This window comes from Nocardioides sp., assembly GCF_036274455.1.
Taxonomy (GTDB): Bacteria; Actinomycetota; Actinomycetes; order Propionibacteriales; family Nocardioidaceae; genus Nocardioides.
The window spans coordinates 1-17,089 of sequence record NZ_DASUFR010000182.1 but is presented as its reverse complement, the minus strand read 5'-3'; the positions used below and the strand labels follow the sequence as shown (position 1 = coordinate 17,089).

Sequence of the window (17,089 nt, the reverse complement as noted above, 5' to 3'; positions counted from 1 at the left end):
GGGTAGGTGCCGAAGAGCCGGTCGGCCGTGCCGGCGGTGGTCACCGTGAACCAGTAGTGCTCGTTCTTGTAGTGGTGCAGCCGGTGGTTGCGCCAGACCGAGCGGTACCACCTCGACCGGGGCCGGTAGTCGCTGTGCACGAGATAGTGCGTCCACTCATAGCCGAGCTTGATGGCGTAGACCGAGACCAGCAGGGTGAGCCCCGACGACCACGACGGAAGCGCCAGCCAGGCGACGACGACGTACGCCGGCAGCAGCCACACCAGCGCCTTCCACGGGATGAAGACCAGCGGCAGGTCGCGCGGGTCGGCGTGGTGGGCGCGGTGCTCGCGCGCCAGCAGCGAGTCGATCGCGACCGGGCCCAGCGAGCGGGGCCGCCAGTGGAGGATCGCGACGTGGATGCACCACTCGATGACGGGGAACAGCGCGACCAGGCCGGCGGGGATCAGGAGCTCCCCCCAGGACCCGCCGCCGACGACGACCCGGCCCGCAACCGACCCGAGCAGGAACGCCGAGATCATCCACGGGCTGGGGTGCTTCCAGAACTCCCCCCACGCGGCCCGCAACGACAACGACTGCCAGCGCCGGGCCTGCCCTGGCCCAAGACCCTGGTTCAGCCGCTGTTCGTCGTCGGCAAGCCGCTGGGCGGCCAGCGCCTCGATCTCCGGAGTCGGCCTGGTCATGGGTCCTCCCGGGGTGGGGTGGCGAGGGCCGCCAGGGCCCCCAGCAGGCTCTCGGTCGCCGGCCGGAGCACCCGGTCGGCGGCCGCGCGCGCCGTGTCGGGGTCGCCGCTCCCGAGTGCGGCGGTGAGCACCCGGTAGGCGTCGACCTGGCCGACCTCCTCGGCCATCAGCGGAGCGAGCGCCTCGAGCGCCGGCTCGTAGGCCGCGCGCAGGCTGTTGAACATCAACCGGAACACCATCGAGTCCGCGGCGTCGACGACCCGGTCCCAGTACGCCAGCGCGTGGACCTGTCTCTGGACGTCGTCGTCGGTGGCCGCCAGCTCGTCGACCGTCTGCGTCAGGTCGGCGGCCAGCACGGGCCCGCCACGACCCGCTGCGAGCGCTGCCACCGCCGGGCCGATCGCGAGCCGGGCCTCGAGCACGCTGCGGGCGACCGAGGTGTCGAGCTTGCCGCGACGCACGAGCAGCCGGGGAAGCAGGTCGAGGCCCGCGTGCCGCCGGAAGTCGCGCACCGTCGTGGCGCCGCCGTGGCGCACCTCGACCAGCCGGGTGGCGGCCATGCGTTGCAGGGCCTCGCGCACCGCCGGCCGCGAGACGCCGAGCACCTCGGCCAGCCGGCGTTCGCTGGGGAGGGACTCCCCGGGCCCGATCTGGCCGTCGACCACCTCGGCGAGCACCTGGTCGAAGACCTCGTCGGGCACCGAGCGTCGGGTCACCGGTTGCAGCACCATGCCCCCACCGTCCACCAAAAGTGGTCAGACGTCAAGTGGTATGACCAGTAGTCGATAGGTCGTCACCTTCCGTGCGCGGATCCGCCGGTCGACGGTCCGGACAGTGACGGACTACCGCCGCCGTACGCTGGCCGCCGTGCCCTCCGCCCTGGCGCCCCGACTGTGGGCCGGCCACCTGCTCATGGTGGTGCTGGCTTCGGCGGCTGCGCTGCTCGGGCTCTGGCAGCTCGATGCGTGGCAGACCCGCCGGGCGGACGAGGCCCGCGACCTGACCCGCGCCGACCCGGTGGCGCTGAGCAGCGTGATCGGTCCCGACGACCCCTTCCCCGGCCGGTCCGTCGGGCAGCCCGTCACGCTCGAGGGTGACTGGGTCCCGGCCGGCACGGTCTACGTGAGCGGCCGGGAGCACGACGGCCACGACGGCTACTGGATGGTGACCCCGCTCGCGGTCGGCGGACCGAGCGGGTCCGCGATCCCGGTGGTCCTCGGCTGGGTGGCCGACCCCGGCCAGGCGCCGAGCCCACCGACGGGCAGTGCCCGGCTGGTCGGCTGGCTGCAGCCTCCCGAGGGCACCGGCGCGGTCGACGACGACCCCACCGACGACGTGCTGCCCCAGCTGCGGATCGCCGACCTCGTGCAGCACGTCGACCAGGACCTGTACGGCGCCTACGTGGTCGCCGAGGAGGGCGTCGTCGGCCTCCCGGCCGCCGACCTCGCCCAGCTTCCGGATGTCGGGACGTTCACCGCGATCCGCAACCTGCTCTACGCGATCGAGTGGTGGGTGTTCGCAGGGTTCGCGGTCCTGATCTGGTGGCGGTGGGTAGGCGAGCAGCGTGCTAGCGAGGCCGATGAAGGGACCGAGGAGTCCGGGCATCCGGCGCCGGACGGCGAGGACCACCCCGATAGCGTGAAGCAGTGACCGGTCTCGTCCGCGCCTACCGCATCCTGGCCTACGTGGTCGGCGTCCTGCTCGCCTTCGGCGCGCTGGTCGTGCTGCCCTGCAAGTACCTCCTCGCCGACGGCAGCACCCTGCAGAGCTTCGGCTCCGACGCGAGCATCGTGTGGCTGTTCCACGGCTGGATCTACCTCGTCTACTTCATCGTCACCTTCTTCCTCGCGGTCCGGGTCCGCTGGACCATCCCCTTCACCATCCTCGTCCTCGTGGCCGGGCTGGTCCCGCTGCTGATCTTCTGGGTCGAGCACTGGGTCATGGAACGGCTCCGCGCTGACAACCCGGAGCAGCTGGGACTGGCAAACTCCGAGGCGTGACCAAGACCGCCTTCGTCCTCGGCGGCGGAGGCGTGCTGGGTGCCGTCGAGGTCGGCATGCTGCAGGCGCTGTTCGAGCGCGACGTGACCCCGGACCTCGTGCTCGGCACCAGCATCGGCGCCGTCAACGGCGCGCTCGTGGCCAGCCAGCCCGAGCCCGCGGTGGTCGGCCGGCTGACGGAGCTCTGGCGCTCGGTGGGCAGCGCCCGCGAGGCTGGGTACGGCGACCGCCCGCTGCGGTCGGTGCGTCGCGCGGTCAAGTACGGCACCCATCTCTGGTCGGCGGCGCCCATGAGGGAACGGCTGGTCCAGCAGCTCGGCGAGCGGACCTTCGAGGAGCTGCCGGTGACCTTCCAGGTCTGCGCGGCGAGCATCGAGCGGTCGGCCGAGCACTGGTTCACGACCGGACGCGTGGTCGACGCGGTGGTGGCCAGCGCGGCCGTGCCCGGGCTCCTCCCGCCCGCGAAGGTCGGCGACGAGCACTACCTCGACGGCGGCATCGTCAACTCCGTCCCGCTCGGCCGGGCCGTCGAGCTGGGCGCGAACCGGGTCTTCGTGCTCCAGGTCGGCCGGCTCGACCGGCCGCTCAAGCCGCCGAGGCGGCCGTGGGAGGTGGCCCGGGTGTCGTTCGAGATCGCGCGCCGGCACCGGTTCGTGCGCGAGCTGTCCGAGCTCCCCGATTCCGTCGAGTGCCACGTGCTGCCGGCGCGGGGCACCTCGAGCCGCGACGACACGATGCTCGGCAGCCGCGACTTCTCCGGCGTGCAGCTGCGGATCGAGGCGACGTACGAGGCATCCCGGGCCTACTTGGCGGACCACCTGTGAAGCCACTGCTGCGGCGGACGCTCATGACGGCCGCAGTCCTCGTGCTCGCCACGCTGCTCTGGGTGCTGCTGCCGGTGTGGCTGCTCCTCGCGGCGTTCCTGTCCCCGCTGCTGCCGGGGCGCTGGCGCGCGCTGCGGCTGCTCTGGATCGTGATCCTCTACGCGACCATCGACGCGCTGCTGCTCGTCGTCATGTTCGGCTACTGGCTGGCATCGGGGTTCGGGCGCTACCTGCGTACGCCGTACTGGGAGGGGCTGCACTACGACCTCGTCGAGGGCGTCATGTGGATCCTCTTCCGCGAGGCGAACCGCGTGCTCAGGCTCGACATCGTCACCGAGGGGCCGGCGCCCGACGCGCATCCGGGACACCCGCTGCTGGTTGCCTGCCGACATGCCGGGCCGGGCGACTCGTTCACCCTGATCCACGCGCTGATGTACTGGTACGACCGTGAGCCGCGCGTGGTGCTCAAGGACACCCTGCAGTGGGACCCGGCGATCGACGTGCTCCTGCACCGGATCCCGGCGCGGTTCATCTCCGCGCCCAAGGAAGGGCGCAGCCCCGCGGAGGGTGAGGACCTCGAGTCGCAGATCCGGGCGTTGGCGAGCGGCCTGGACGACAACGACGCCTTCGTGATCTTCCCCGAGGGTGGCAACTTCACCGAGGCGCGCCGTGACCGCGCCATCGCGCGGCTGCGCAGGCTCGGCCTCGAGCGGATGGCCCAGCGCGCCGAGCGGATGACCAACGTGCTGGCCCCGCGCCCCGGCGGCTTCATCGCCGCCCTCGACGCGGCCCCCGAGGCCGACGTGGTCCTCGTCGCGCACACCGGCCTCGACCACCTGGTCGGCGTCCGCGACCTGTGGCGCGAGCTGCCGATGGACAAGCAGATCGTGATGCGGTGGTGGCGGGTGCCACGCGCCGAGATCCCGCCGGACCGCGACGGCCGGATCGACTGGCTCTTCGGCTGGTGGGAGCGGATCGACGCCTGGGTCGAGGAGAACCGGGTCGCACCGCCGGGCTGACCCGGCGCGCGCGCTCCCGACCGCGGCCGGGGTCCGGCCGGCCGCGGCGACAGGAGCGTCGGCTACTTCTTCTCCGGGGCGGCGTCGGCCTGCGCCTCGAGGTCGACGATCTCGGCCGGGTCGTCGGGCGTGGAGACGGCGTGCGGCTCTTCGGCCGCATCCGAGATCGCCTCGTCGGGGCCGGCCGCGCCGGCGTCGTCGGTGGCGGGTGCTGCCGGGGTCGGGGCCGGGGTCGGGGCCGGTGTCGGCACGTAGGAGGACTGCCAGTTGTCGCCCTGGCCGGACTTCTGCAGCTTGCGAGCGACGAAGCCGATCGCGCCCGCGATCGCGGCGAAGATCGCCACCTTCTTCAGCTTGCCGCCCTTCTTCTTCGTCTCCTCCTCGCCGCGGAGGGTCTCCACCTTCGCGTCGGCGGCCTCCTTGGCCTGGGCGGCCAGCTCACTGGCCTTCTCGGCCGCCTGGGCGACGTAGGGTGCTGCCTTCTCACGCGCGTCGGCGAGCGCGGGGCCGGCCTTCTCCTTGGCATCGACCAGCGCGGGCCGCGCGGTGTTCTCGTAGAACCCCTCGGCGGCGTCGATCGCGGACACGACGGCCGACTCCACCTGCGGGCGGACCTCGTCGATGAAGTCCGAAGCCTGGTCGAGCAGGGACTTCTTCTTCCTGGATGCCATTGCTTCCTCTTCTCCGCAGTTCTGGGGCAAGTCTCGGCGAGCAGGGACCTTCGGGTCTCTTGCCATTCGACCACGCCCGCACAAGGGGCGGCCAGTGGGTCCCGCCTTGCGAACCGTGCGAGGATCGACGGGCACTGCAAACGCGGTCCACAACGTCGGTACCCACTCGGCCCCAGGACGCGCGGCAGCACCTCGCAGCCACCCACCAGAGCCGGAAAGGCAGCCATGGCAGAGCAGCAGGCCATCCTCCACACCAACCGCGGCGACATCAGGATCAACCTGTTCCCCGACCATGCGCCGAAGACGGTCGACAACTTCAGCGGCCTGGCCACCGGGGCGAAGGAGTATGCCACGCCGGACGGGCGCACCGGCCCGTTCTACGACGGCCTCACCTTCCACCGCGTCATCGACAACTTCATGATCCAGGGCGGCTGCCCGCTCGGCACCGGGACCGGCGGGCCCGGCTTCCAGTTCGCCGACGAGTTCCACCCCGAGCTGGTCTTCAACAAGCCCTACCTGCTCGCGATGGCCAACGCCGGACCGGGCACCAACGGGTCCCAGTTCTTCATCACCACCACCGAGACTCCGTGGCTCAACAACAAGCACACGATCTTCGGCGAGGTGGCCGACCAGGAGTCCCGCGACGTCGTCGACGCGATCGGCACGACCGCCACCGGTCCCGGCGACCGCCCGGTCGAGCCGGTGGTCATCGACAGCGTCGAGATCGTCGGAGGCTGACGACCTGAGCGAGCCGACCCCGCCGCCGGCACCGGCCGGGGTGTCCACCTGCTACCGGCACCCCGACCGCGAGGCGTACATCCGCTGCCAGCGCTGCGACCGGTTCATCTGCCCGGACTGCATGCGCCCTGCGTCGGTGGGGTTCCAGTGCCCCGAGTGCGTCAAGGAGGGCGCGAAGTCGACGCGGTCGGGCCGGACGGCGTACGGCGGCCTGCGCCCATCCGACGCCTCGATCACCTCCGGCGTGCTCATCGCGCTCAACGTCGCGGTGTGGGTCGCGGTCCTGGCCACCGGGGGCAACGGCAGCAAGCTGTTGGACTGGCTGGTGCTGCGTCCCCAGCCGGTCTGCGCGTTCGGCAACGGCCTGGCCCTGGTCGGCGAGGCGAGGTGTACCGCGAGCGGCGGGACCTGGCTGCCTGCTGTGTCGGACGGCGCCTACTGGCAGCTGGTCACCTCGATGTTCACCCATGTGGCGGTCTGGCACATCGGCTTCAACATGCTCGCATTGTGGATCCTCGGCCCGCAGCTGGAGCTGGCGATCGGTCGCCTGCGGTTCCTGGCGCTCTACTTCATCGCCGGCCTCGCGGGCTCCGCGATGGTGCTGTGGTTCGGGCCCCAGCACTCCGGCACCCTCGGAGCATCCGGCGCGATCTTCGGTCTCATGGGTGCGATGGCTGTCGTCGCGCTCAAGGTCGGCGGCGACGTGCGCGGGATCCTGGTCTGGATCGGGATCAACTTCTTCCTGACCTTCACCCTGGGCAACATCTCGTGGCAGGGACACCTCGGCGGCTTCATCGCGGGCTCGGCCATCGGCGCGATCCTGGTCTTCTCACCACCAGGCGCGCGGCGTACGCCGGTGCAGCTCGGTGGCACGGCCGCGATCGCGCTCGCCGTGCTCGTGGCGATCGTCGCGCGCGTCGTCATGCTGAGCTGACCCGTCCTCCATCACCCACGAATGACAACGGTGTAGTTCTCCACAGGGTTGTGCACACGTGTGGATGGCCCGGGTGTGGGCGGGTTCGCGTCGAGGGACGCCGAACCGACGCCGAACCCCGCCCCTCGTCCGCGCGGAGCCGGCGCTACTCCCAGCGGGTCGCGAAGGTGAAGCCGACGGCCATGAAGGCGATGCCGACGACCAGGTTGTACTGGCCGAGGTCGTTGAGGACCGGGATCTTGTCCTCCCAGCTCTGGCCGCTCATGACGTAGTACATGCAGATCCAGGCCAGGCCGATCAGGAAGCAGCTGAGCATCCCGACCACGACGCCGCGGCCGCGGCCGAGCGGGGTCGAGGGGTGGGCGGAGACGATCAGGCCGAGCAGGAACAGGCCGATGCCGATGGTGTAGTTCCACTTCTCGAGGTCGGCCATGAAGCCCAGCCCGCCGTAGACGGGCTCCAGCGTCTTGGGGTCGACGTCGTCGGGGCCCGGCCGGACCGCGATGTAGTAGTAGACGACCCACGCGATGCCGACCACCATCAGGACCAGCGCCACGATGAAGCGAGGTGTGAGCAGTGGCCCCCGCTCAGGGTCGATGAACTGCTGTTGACGGGCCTTCAGTCGTGACACGCGGCTACCTTAGTCAACGTGGACGCCCAGCCCGAACCGGGACCGAGGTCCCGCTGGCGCTGGTCGGGCTGGCGGGTCGGCACGATCGCCGTCGCCCTGGTCTGTGGAGGGCTGTTCGTCGTGAGCGCCCAGTCCAGCCAGGGGACCGACCTCCGCCCGGGGCGCTACGACAACCTCGCGACCCTCACCGACTCCGAGGTCGACCGCGCGGCGAGCCTCAAGGACCGGGTCGCCGAGCTGCAGCAGCAGGTCCGTGACCTCACCGACCAGGTCCAGGACGACGACGTGCAGCGCTACCAGCGGCAGGTCAGGTCACTCGAGGACCCGGCAGGACTGAGGCCGCGCAAGGGCTCCGGCGTCGTGGTCACGCTCTCCGACGCCCCGGAGGAACTGATCGACGCCACCACCGGTGACAAGAAGCTGCTGGTCGTCCACCAGCAGGACATCCAGGCCGTGGTCAACGCGATGTGGCAGGGCGGTGCCCGCGCGGTGGTCCTCCAGGGCCAGCGCGTGGTCACCACCACCGGGATCAAGTGCGAAGGCAACTCGGTGGTGATCCAGGGCGTGCCCTACCCGCAGCCCTACGTCATCGAGGCGGTCGGCGACGTCGGCGACCTCACCAGCGCGATCGCCGACGACGCCTACCTCCAGCTCTACCGCGAGCAGTCCGAGGACCCGGCCATCGACGTCGGCTGGGACCTCGACATCAAGGACGAGATCACCGCGCCGGCGTACGACGGCCTGCTGGACCTGTCCTATGCGACGCCGATCGAGTCCCAGCAACACGACCCGGGGGCTGGTCCGAACTGATCCTCGGCGTCGGCGTCTCGGTCGGCGTCTCGGTCGGGGGCACCGTCGGGGGCACCGTCGTCGGCGGCGGTGGCGGGGGCTCGTAGGTCGACACGAACAGCACGATCGTCGTGCCCTGCGGCTGCGGCTGGCCGGCCGGTGGCAGCTGGTCGGTGACCGTGCCCCGTGGCTCCGTGGACTTGTCGTCACCGCGGATGTCGTAGGCGAAGCCGGCGTCGACGATCTGCTGGATCGCGTCGGAGCGGTTGAGCCCGACGACGTTCGGGACCAGGTGCGGCCCCTTGCTGATGGTGACCGTCACCGTGCTGCCCTGGTCGACCTCGGTGCCGCCCTCGGGTTCGGTCTGCAGCACCCTGCCCTGAGGCTCGTCGGACTCCACCGACTTGAACTCCGGCTTGAGCTTGGCGTCGCGGAGTCGGGTGCGGGCCTCGTCCTGGGTGGACCCGACGAGGAACGGCACCTCCGCCTGCGGGAGCCCGGAGGAGATGGTGAGGTGGACAGACGTCCCCGGGTCGACGTACTGGTCCCGGTTGGGGTCCTGGTCGATCACGTGGCCGCTCTCGACCGTCTCGTCGGGCTGGAAGTCCGGGGCGTCCACGGTGAGCCCGGCGTCGCCGATGGCGTTGCGGGCCTCGTCCTCGGTCATCCCGATCACGTTCGGCACCTGCACCTGCTCCGGGGCGGACTCGAAGAGGTCGCTGCGCAGCGCCAGCCAGGCACCGACGATGAGCGCGACCACGAGCAGCCCGAGCAGGACCAGCACGAGCGTGCGCGGACCACCACGGTCCCGCTCGTAGTCGTCGTCGTCGACCGGCGGGGGCACCGGTGGCCGGACCGCGGTGCTCGTGTCGTCCGCCGGCGGTGGGACGGGGGGCGGCACGGGCGCCGGCACCGGGACCGGCGCCTGCACGGGGCGCCCGGCGAGGTAGCGCTCGATGTCGGCGCGCATCGCCGCGGCGGACTGGTAGCGGTCCTCGAGCCGCTTGGCCAGCGACTTCATCACGATCGCGTCGACCGCGGGGGGCAGGTCGGTGTCGTGGTCGGACGGCGGGCGCGCGGGCTCGCGGACGTGCTGGTAGGCGACCGCGACCGGGCTGTCGCCGACGAACGGCGGCCGGCCGGTGAGCAGCTCGTAGAGCAGGCAGCCGGCCGAGTAGACGTCGGATCGCGAGTCGACGGTCTCGCCGCGGGCCTGCTCGGGCGAGAGGTACTGCGCGGTGCCCACCACGGCGGCGGTCTGGGTCATCGTGTGCGAGTCGCTCATCGCGCGGGCGATGCCGAAGTCCATCACCTTGACATCACCGCTCGGGGTGAGCATGACGTTCCCGGGCTTGATGTCGCGGTGGATGATGCCCGCGCGGTGGCTGTAGTCGAGCGCGGAGAGCACGCCGCTGGTGATCTCGAGGGCACGCTCGGGCAGGATCTTGCGGCCCTCGCGCAGGATGTCACGCAAGGTGCGGCCGGCGACGTACTCCATGACGATGTAGGGCTGCATGGTCTCGCTGCCGTCGGTGGCCGGCTCCTCACCGGTGTCGTAGACCGCGACGATCGCGGGGTGGTTGAGCGAGGCCGCGCTCTGCGCCTCGCGGCGGAACCTTGCCTGGAACGTCGGGTCGCTGGCCAGGTCGGTGCGCAACCGCTTGATCGCGACCACCCGCCCGAGGCGGGTGTCGTGGCCCTTGCGGACCTCGGCCATCCCGCCGCGGCCGAGCAGCTCGCCGAGCTCGTAACGACCACCGACCAGCCCGCTGCCCGCAGGCGGCCGGGTCGGAGCGGCCTGGGTGGCCTGGGTGGCCTGGGTGGCCGGCGTCGACTGGGTCGGCGGCTCGCCCTGCTCGGCCGGCGGCTCCGGCGGTGGGTCGCTCGGCGGTGGGGGTGGTCCGGGGGGTGTGTCTGTCACTGGGATCCTCCCGATCCGGGCGCGGCTGGTGATGCGGCCTGGCTTGCGGCAGCCGACGCCGACGTCGTGGCGGACGCCGTCTGCGGTGCCCCGGACGCCGAGCCGCTCGGCGAGCCGCCCGCCGACGGGCTGGAGGTGTCGGACGGCGGCTCCGAGGTGGGCTCGGTGGTCGGCGGCTCCGAGGTGGGCTCGGCCTCGCGGTAGTACTCGACGGTGACGGTGTCGCCCTCGTGCAGCCCTGCGGTCGGGCGCACGGCGGCCACCGTGTCGGCCTCCTTGTCGCCGGGGTTGTCGACCGGCACGGTGTTGACCTCCAGCCCCTTGGCCCGCAGCTCGTCCGCGACCTCGTCGACCGGGCGGCCGAGGTAGTCCTCCGCGTTGATCTGCACCTCGGCCGGCGCCGAGCTCGTCTCCTGGGTGGGCGAGCTCTCCGTCGTCGCGGGTGAGGAGCTGGGCGTCTGGCTCGGGCTGTCGGAGGCCGTCGGCTCGTCGTCGCCGTTGTTGGCCGTCGCCACGAGCACGACGATCAGGACGATCGCGGCCACCAGGGCGGCGACGAGCAGCACCACCAGCCACGGCCGGCGTCGCGCGTCGGGCGACTGGTCGGCCGCCTGCGTCGCCTCGGGGGTGCCACCGGGCGGGACCGGCGGCAGCACCTGCGTCGCCTGGGTCTGCGGGACCGGGGCGGCGACCGGCGGGACGTACGCCGTCGCCGCCGCTGCCGCGGGGTCGCGCAGGGCGGCCGCGAGCGCGTCGCCGTCCTCGAAGCGCTGCTCCGGCTCCTTGGCCATCGCCCGGCGTACGACGGCAGCGAGGTCGGCCGGGACGCTGCGCGGCAGGTCGGGGACCGGGTCGTTGAGGTGCGCAAGCGCGGTGGCCACCGGTGAGTCCGCGTCGAAGGGCCGGTGCCCGACCAGGCACTCGAACGCGACGACGCCGAGTGAGTAGACGTCGGACGCGGGGGTGGCCGTGCTGCCGCGGGCCTGCTCGGGGGAGAGGTACTGCGGGGTGCCCATCACCTGGCCGGTGCCGGTCAGGCCCAGCCCGTCGGAGGCGCGTGCGATGCCGAAGTCGGTGATCTTCACCTTGCGGTCGGGCGTGATGATCAGGTTGGCCGGCTTGACGTCGCGGTGCACGATCCCTGCGCGGTGCGCGGCGCCGAGCGCCTCCGCGGTCTGCGTCATCAGGTCGCGGACCACCTCCGGGTCCAGGGGCCGGCCGCTGCGCAGCAGCGCCGAGAGCGGCTGGCCCTCGACGAACTCCATGACCAGGAACGGCCGGGGTATCCCCGACCCGTCGGCCGCGCCCAGGGATGCCGACTCGCCGACGTCGTAGACCGACGCGACGCCCGGGTGGTGCAGCGACGCGGCGTGCCGGGCCTCGGTCTCGAAGCGGGATCGGAACAGCGGGTCGTCGGCGTACTCCGACTTGAGCACCTTGACCGCGACCTCGCGTCCGAGGGCGGTGTCGGTGGCGCGCCACACCTCGCCCATGCCGCCGGTCGCGTGGCGGGCGTCCAGGCGGTAGCGGTGCTGGTCGTCGACGAACCGCTCCGGGGTCCGGCCTCCGCCCTGCTGACCACTGGCGTCGCTCACTTGATCACCGCCTCCATGACTGCCTTGGCGATCGGGCCGCCGTAGGTCCCGCCGGCGATCTCGCCGCGGTTGATGTTGGCCTTCTGGATCACCACGGCCACGGCGACCTCCGGGTCCTGTGCGGGCGCGAAGGAGACGTACCAGGCGTACGGCGGCACCGACGGGATGCCGCTCTGGGCGGTGCCGGTCTTGCCGGCCACCTGGACGCCGGGGATCGCGCCCGGGGCGGCGGTCCCCGAGTTGACGGTGTCGACCATCAGCTGGGTGACCTGGTCGGCGGTGGCCGACGACGTCGCCTGGTGCAGCTCCTCGGGCTCGGTCTGCCTGAGCGTCTCGAGCTCGGGGGACTGGATCGAGTCGACGATGTAGGGCTTCATCACCACGCCCTGGTTGGCGATCCCCGCGGCGACCATGGCCATCTGGAGCGGGGTGGCCCGGACCTCGTACTGACCGATCGCCGACTGGCCGGCCTGCGGCTCGTTGGCGTCGTCGGGGAAGTTCGAGATCGCCTGCGGGCCGGTGTCGTCGAGGTAGTGCTCGTTGAAGCCGTAGGCCTCGGCCTGCTTCTGCAGTGCGTCCGCGCCGAGCTCGACGCCGAGCTGGGCGAAGGTGGTGTTGCAGGAGTTCTCCATCGCCTGGCTGAAGGGGATCTTGTCGCTGCCGCAGTCGCGGCCCTCGTTGTCGATCTCCCCGGAGCTGCCGGTGGTCTGTGGCAACTGGTACGTCGGGCCGCCGGGCACCTCACTGTCCGCGTCGTACTTCCCGCTCTCGATCGCGGCCGACGCGGTGACCAGCTTGAAGGTCGACCCGGGCGGGAGCGTCATCTGGATCGCGCGGTTGAGCAGCGGCTCGGAGTCGTCACCCTGCAGGGCGTCGTAGTCCTTCTTCACCTGGGCGAAGTCGTGCGAGGCGAGCTTGTTGGGGTCGAAGCTCGGCAGTGACGCCATCGCCAGGATGCGGCCGGTGCTCGGCTGGAGCGCCACGACCGACGCCTGGACGGGGGCACCGGTGCTGTCCTGCAGCCGGTTGAGGGCGTCGAAGGCCGCGGTCTGGGCGTCGGCGTCGACGGTGAGCTGGACGTTGCCGCCCTTGCCGGACTTGTTGGAGAGCAGGTCGACCAGCTTGTTGACGAACAGCAGGTCGTCGTCGCCGGAGAGCACGTCGTTCTGGTAGCGCTCGATCCCGGTCTGGTCGTAGAAGGAGAAGTAGCCGGTCACGTGGGCGTACTTGAACGGCTCGGGGTAGGTGCGGAGGTAGTCGTACTTGTCGTCGGAGGGGACGCTCTTGGCCACCGGCTCCTGGCCGACCAGGATCGCGCCGCGGTCGCGGGCGTAGGCCGCCTCGATGACCCGGCGGTTGCGCGGGTCCCGGTCGTAGGCGTCGGACTTCCAGTACTGCAGCCACGTCGCGTTGATCATCAGCGCCAGGAACAGCAGCAGGCAGAAGATCGAGATGGTCCGGATCGGCTTGTTCATCGTGAGGACGCCCCTCCGATCTTGACGATCTGAGTTGGCTGCTCGTCGGGCTGGTCGTCGCCGGTGCCGGAGAGGTCGGGGACCGGCCGGCGGGCCTGGTCGGAGATGCGGATCAGGAGAGCGGTCATCACCCAGTTCGCGATCAGCGAGGAGCCCCCGTAGGAGAGGAACGGCGTGGTGAGGCCGGTCAGCGGGATCAGCCGGGTCACGCCGCCGATGACGACGAAGACCTGGAGCGCGAACACCGCGGCGAGGCCGGTGGCCATCAGCTTGCCGAACCCGTCCCGGCAGATCAGCGCGGCCCGCAGTGCGCGCTCGACGATCAGCCCGTAGCAGAGGATCACCGCGATCACGCCGGTGAGCCCGAGCTCCTCACCGATCGCGCCGATGATGAAGTCCGACTCCGCGAACGGCACCCGCTCGGGGCTGCCGCCGCCGAAGCCGCGGCCGATCAACCCGCCCCACGCCATGCCGAACAGCGACTCGACCAGCTGGCCGCTCCCCGGCGTCTGGTCGTAGTACTTCATCGGGTCGAGCCAGATGTTGACGCGGTTCTGGACGTGGCTGAGCAGCTGGTAGGAGACGAAGGCGCCGCCGAGGAAGAGCACGGTGCCGACGACGAGCCAGCCGGCCCGCTCGGTGGCGACGTAGAGCATCACCAGGAAGAGGCCGAAGAACAGCAGGCTCGAGCCGAGGTCGCGCTGGAAGACCAGGATGCCCAGGCTGATCAGCCACATCACGAGGATCGGTCCGAGGTCACGGCCGCGCGGCAGGTCGATGCCCGCCACCCGCCGTCCGGCCAGCGCCAGTGCGTCCCGGTGGAGGACGAGGTAGCCGGCGAACGCGATCACCAGCAGCACCTTGGCGACCTCGCCGGGCTGGAAGCTGAACGGGCCGAGGCTGACCCAGATCCGGGCGCCGTTGATGGTGGCGCCGATGCCGGGCGCGAGCGGGAGCAGCAGCAGCACGATCGCGACCAGCCCGCAGGTGTAGGTGAACCGGGCGAGGACCCGGTGGTCGCGGAGCAGCACCAGCGTGGCGATGAACAGGACGACGCCCAGCGTCATCCACGTCAGCTGCTTGTGCGGCAGCCCGTGGGGCTTGAGCGGGTTGTCGGCGTAGGCGAGGTCGAGCCGGTGGATCACCGCGAGGCCCAGGCCGTTGAGGGCGGTGACGACGGGGAGCAGCACCGGGTCGGCGTACGGGGCGACCATGCGGACGACCACGTGGCAGCTGACCGCGAGCGCCGTCAGCCCGGCGCCGTAGCCGACGATGTCGGGCGGGACCTCACCCTCGACACCGATGCCCACGGCGGCGTACGCCCCGATCCCGACCGCGAGGGCGATGACGAGCAGGAACAGCTCCGCGCCCCGGCGGCGCCGGTGCACGAAACCCATCACGAACCCCGCCTGGGACATCAGGGTGCTCCCTCGGGGGACATCTTCTCAGCCAGGTTCTCGACCTTCTTGCGGGCATCCTCGAGGCTGGTCGCGTCGAGCCCCTCGCGCACGCTGTCGGCGTCGAAGTCGGAGAGCCGGTCGAGGGTGACGTTGGTCGTCTCGTAGGGCTCCGACAGGTCGATGCCGGGCAGCGACGCGTCGAGGCCGCGGAAGATGACGACGGTCCCGTCCTGCTCGCCGACGAAGTACTGCCGCTGGCTCCACGACCAGGCCGCCGCCGCGATCATCCACAGGACGCCGATGACCACGGCGACGACCAGGAGCCGGCTCAGCCACCTGTAGCGGGCGGGCGCGATCGGCGCGTAGCGGGCGGTCTCGAGGTCCATCGGGTCGCTCGGGAACGCCTCACCAGCCTCCTCCGGGATCTCGGCCCGGATCGGCTCGAGCTCACCGGTGTCGCCGCTGCGGTGGCCGCGGAACAGGCTCTGTGACCGACCGGCGGTCTTGGCACCGCGGGTCCGCCGGGCGCGCATGTCGGCCGCGGCGCCGACCAGCAGCGGTGTGGCCGCCACGTCCGCGGGGCTGCCGGCCACGACCTCGGCGACCAGGCAGGTGACGTTGTCGGAGCTGCCGGCCTCCAGGCTCGCACGGACCAGCTCGACGGCGGCGTAGTCGGGTGAGCCGGTGGAGAGGATGTCGGCGAGCCTGCCGGGCTCGAGCACGCCGCTGCAGCCGTCGCTGCAGACGAGCAGCCGGTCCCCGAGCTTGAGGTCGATGACGAACAGGTCCGGCTCGAGGTCGTGGATGCCGTCGATGGCGCGCAGGATGAGGTTCTTGTGCGGGTGGACGCGGGCGTCGGCCTCGCTGATCCGGCCGTCGTCGATCAGCGTCTGGACGAAGGTGTGGTCGTGGGTCAGCTGGCTGATCTCGCCGTCGCGGAAGAGGTAGGCCCGCGAGTCGCCCACGTGGCCCATGGCGACGCGGTGGTCGCCGTCGAAGAGCGCGACCGTGGCCGTGGTGCTGGTCCCGTTGAGCGCGGGGTTCTTGTCGACCAGCTCGGTGATCCGGTCGTGGGCCCGGTTCAGCGCGCCGCTGACCATGTCCATGAGGTCGCTCTCGCTGGTCTCCGGGGTCGGAGGCGCCTCCTCGAGCCTGCGCAGCTGCCCGATCGCCGTGCTCGACGCGACGTCGCCGCGGGCCGCGCCACCCACCCCGTCGCACACCGCGATCAGGTAGGGGCCGACGTACCCGGAGTCCTGGTTGTCCTTGCGGACGCGACCCACGTCGGAGATCGCCGAGAAGTCCAGCCTCACAGCGTCTGCTACTTCCTCAGCTCGAGGATGGTCTTGCCGATGCGGACCTGGGTGCCGAGGGTGATCGTGGTCGGCTGGGTGATCCGCACCGTGCCGATGTAGGTGCCGTTGGTGGACCCGAGGTCCTCGACGAACCACTGGTCACCGGAGGCCGCGATGCGCGCGTGCCGGGTCGAGACGTAGTCGTCGTCGAGCCTGATCGCGGCGTCGCTACCGCGACCGATGAGGATCGGCGCGTGGTCGAGCTCGGCCCGCTCGCCGACATTGCTGCCCGCGGTCACGATCACGTGCGTGGGGCTGCCGCGCCGCTTGGGCGGCGCCTTCTGCTCGCGCTTCTTCTCCCTGCGGGCCTCCGCGCCCCGCGCCGCCTCGGGCACCCGCGCGCCGAACATGTCGGAGCGGATCACCGAGATCGCGGACAGGACGAAGATCCACAGGATGGCGAGGAAGGCGATCCTGATGAGGAAGAGGGTGAGCTCAGACACCGGCTCCACCCATGAGCGGATCGTCCTCGTCGTCCTCGAGGATCCGCACCGTCATCGTGGTGTTGCCGATGCGGACCTGGCTGCCGTCGCGGACGCCGGCCTTGGTGACCTTGTGGCCGTCGATGAGCATCCCGTTGGTCGAGCCGAGGTCGCGGACCTCGATCCGGAGGTCGTCCTTGCTGCCGCGGACGTCGCTGGTGACCTCGAACTCGACGTGCCGCCGGCTCACGCCCGGGTCGTTGATCCGGACGTCGGCCTCGGTGCCGCGCCCGACCACGAGCCCGGGGGGCTGCAGCGGGTGCCGTGTCTTGTTGATCTCGAGGACGGCGCGCGCGCGGCGTACCTGCGTGTGGGTTGCGTTGCTCTGGACGCGGGCCTGCGCGCGGCTGCGGATCCGGAACCGGCCGGTGGTGAGGTCCTCGGCGGGCTCGAACGCGATCGTGACCGGCCCCGGGAAGACGTAGCCCTGCTGGTCGGCGTGGTCCTGGACCTGGCGCGTCATCTCCTCGGCGAGCGCCACGTCGTACGACTTGAGGCGGTCGAGGTCGGTCTGGCTCAGCTCGACGTGGAAGTCGTTGGGCACCATCCGCCGGTCACGGGAGAGGATCTGG

The 17,089-nt window shown here is 71.4% G+C and carries 18 protein-coding genes; 7 read left to right on the top strand and 11 right to left on the bottom strand.

The features are described 5' to 3' along the window. A partial coding sequence (locus VFV89_RS18250) for a sterol desaturase family protein (RefSeq protein WP_329707390.1) occupies positions 1–683 on the bottom strand: 683 nt, incomplete at its 3' end. After that, on the bottom strand, positions 680–1,414 hold the full coding sequence (locus VFV89_RS18245) for a FadR/GntR family transcriptional regulator (RefSeq protein ID WP_329707389.1): 735 nt from the start codon (positions 1,412–1,414) through the stop codon (positions 680–682). The genes VFV89_RS18250 and VFV89_RS18245, both read right to left, overlap by 4 nt. A 103-nt stretch (positions 1,415–1,517) precedes the next feature. Between VFV89_RS18245 and VFV89_RS18240 the strand changes: the two genes are divergently transcribed. From VFV89_RS18240 to VFV89_RS18225, 4 genes are read left to right on the top strand one after another with little or no spacing between them, the layout of a single operon-like run. Then, complete coding sequence (locus tag VFV89_RS18240; protein WP_329707388.1) at positions 1,518–2,333, top strand: SURF1 family protein; 816 nt, start codon at positions 1,518–1,520, stop codon at positions 2,331–2,333. Beyond that, positions 2,330–2,683, top strand: coding sequence for a DUF3817 domain-containing protein (locus tag VFV89_RS18235; RefSeq protein ID WP_329707387.1), 354 nt, complete (start codon positions 2,330–2,332; stop codon positions 2,681–2,683). The genes VFV89_RS18240 and VFV89_RS18235 overlap by 4 nt, the downstream gene beginning before the upstream one ends. Then, positions 2,680–3,507, top strand: coding sequence for a patatin-like phospholipase family protein (locus VFV89_RS18230; protein WP_329707386.1), 828 nt, complete (start codon positions 2,680–2,682; stop codon positions 3,505–3,507). The genes VFV89_RS18235 and VFV89_RS18230 overlap by 4 nt, the downstream gene beginning before the upstream one ends. A gap of 23 nt (positions 3,508–3,530) precedes the next feature. Beyond that, complete coding sequence (locus VFV89_RS18225; protein WP_329707385.1) at positions 3,531–4,526, top strand: 1-acyl-sn-glycerol-3-phosphate acyltransferase; 996 nt, start codon at positions 3,531–3,533, stop codon at positions 4,524–4,526. 62 nt (positions 4,527–4,588) lie between these two features. Here VFV89_RS18225 and VFV89_RS18220 read toward each other — a convergent pair whose 3' ends face one another. Then, entirely contained in the window at positions 4,589–5,197 is a 609-nt protein-coding gene (locus VFV89_RS18220) for a hypothetical protein (protein ID WP_329707384.1), read from the bottom strand. 225 nt (positions 5,198–5,422) lie between these two features. On the opposite strand from VFV89_RS18220, the gene VFV89_RS18215 reads away from it, so the two are divergent. Continuing rightward, positions 5,423–5,935 (top strand): peptidylprolyl isomerase, encoded by a 513-nt coding sequence (locus VFV89_RS18215; protein ID WP_329707383.1) that lies wholly within the window; start codon positions 5,423–5,425, stop codon positions 5,933–5,935. A gap of 40 nt (positions 5,936–5,975) precedes the next feature. Beyond that, positions 5,976–6,869 (top strand): rhomboid family intramembrane serine protease, encoded by an 894-nt coding sequence (locus tag VFV89_RS18210; protein WP_329707382.1) that lies wholly within the window; start codon positions 5,976–5,978, stop codon positions 6,867–6,869. A 145-nt stretch (positions 6,870–7,014) separates the two neighbouring features. On the opposite strand, the gene VFV89_RS18205 is transcribed toward VFV89_RS18210, so the two are convergent. Further along, the gene (locus tag VFV89_RS18205) at positions 7,015–7,500 is read right to left on the bottom strand and encodes a cell division protein CrgA (protein WP_329707381.1); all 486 of its coding nucleotides are present in this window, start codon (positions 7,498–7,500) and stop codon (positions 7,015–7,017) included. Between the two features lie 18 nt (positions 7,501–7,518). Here VFV89_RS18205 and VFV89_RS18200 point away from each other — a divergent pair, with 18 nt between their 5' ends. Beyond that, positions 7,519–8,310 (top strand): DUF881 domain-containing protein, encoded by a 792-nt coding sequence (locus VFV89_RS18200; RefSeq protein ID WP_329707380.1) that lies wholly within the window; start codon positions 7,519–7,521, stop codon positions 8,308–8,310. Here the strand turns inward: VFV89_RS18200 and pknB are convergent. The 7 genes from pknB to VFV89_RS18165 form a co-directional block, all read right to left on the bottom strand. Next, positions 8,219–10,054: a Stk1 family PASTA domain-containing Ser/Thr kinase gene (gene pknB / locus VFV89_RS18195; protein WP_329707391.1), complete on the bottom strand. Its 1,836-nt coding sequence runs from the start codon at positions 10,052–10,054 to the stop codon at positions 8,219–8,221. The genes VFV89_RS18200 and pknB overlap by 92 nt on opposite strands. A 152-nt stretch (positions 10,055–10,206) precedes the next feature. Then, positions 10,207–11,805 carry a serine/threonine protein kinase gene (locus tag VFV89_RS18190; RefSeq protein ID WP_329707379.1) on the bottom strand — a complete coding sequence of 533 codons (1,599 nt, stop codon included), beginning with the start codon at positions 11,803–11,805 and terminating at the stop codon, positions 10,207–10,209. Next, positions 11,802–13,280 carry a penicillin-binding protein 2 gene (locus VFV89_RS18185; RefSeq protein WP_329707378.1) on the bottom strand — a complete coding sequence of 493 codons (1,479 nt, stop codon included), beginning with the start codon at positions 13,278–13,280 and terminating at the stop codon, positions 11,802–11,804. Before VFV89_RS18185 ends, VFV89_RS18190 begins: the two co-directional genes overlap by 4 nt. Continuing rightward, entirely contained in the window at positions 13,277–14,698 is a 1,422-nt protein-coding gene (locus tag VFV89_RS18180) for an FtsW/RodA/SpoVE family cell cycle protein (protein WP_329707377.1), read from the bottom strand. The genes VFV89_RS18185 and VFV89_RS18180 overlap by 4 nt, the downstream gene beginning before the upstream one ends. Continuing rightward, positions 14,698–15,993, bottom strand: coding sequence for a PP2C family protein-serine/threonine phosphatase (locus VFV89_RS18175; protein ID WP_329707376.1), 1,296 nt, complete (start codon positions 15,991–15,993; stop codon positions 14,698–14,700). Before VFV89_RS18175 ends, VFV89_RS18180 begins: the two co-directional genes overlap by 1 nt. Positions 15,994–16,001: 8 nt before the next feature. Further along, positions 16,002–16,478 (bottom strand): FHA domain-containing protein FhaB/FipA, encoded by a 477-nt coding sequence (locus VFV89_RS18170; RefSeq protein WP_329707375.1) that lies wholly within the window; start codon positions 16,476–16,478, stop codon positions 16,002–16,004. Further along, positions 16,471–17,089 (bottom strand): DUF3662 and FHA domain-containing protein (locus tag VFV89_RS18165; protein WP_329707374.1); only part of this gene is annotated, 619 nt, incomplete at its 5' end. The genes VFV89_RS18170 and VFV89_RS18165, both read right to left, overlap by 8 nt.

Coding starts and splice junctions, on each gene's coding strand:
- VFV89_RS18245 (WP_329707389.1), bottom strand. CDS start 1,414: ATGGTGCTGCAACCGGTGACCCGACGCTCGGTGCCCGACGAGGTCTTC.
- VFV89_RS18225 (WP_329707385.1), top strand. CDS start 3,531: ATGACGGCCGCAGTCCTCGTGCTCGCCACGCTGCTCTGGGTGCTGCTG.
- VFV89_RS18220 (WP_329707384.1), bottom strand. CDS start 5,197: ATGGCATCCAGGAAGAAGAAGTCCCTGCTCGACCAGGCTTCGGACTTC.
- VFV89_RS18215 (WP_329707383.1), top strand. CDS start 5,423: ATGGCAGAGCAGCAGGCCATCCTCCACACCAACCGCGGCGACATCAGG.
- VFV89_RS18185 (WP_329707378.1), bottom strand. CDS start 13,280: ATGAACAAGCCGATCCGGACCATCTCGATCTTCTGCCTGCTGCTGTTC.
- VFV89_RS18180 (WP_329707377.1), bottom strand. CDS start 14,698: ATGTCCCAGGCGGGGTTCGTGATGGGTTTCGTGCACCGGCGCCGCCGG.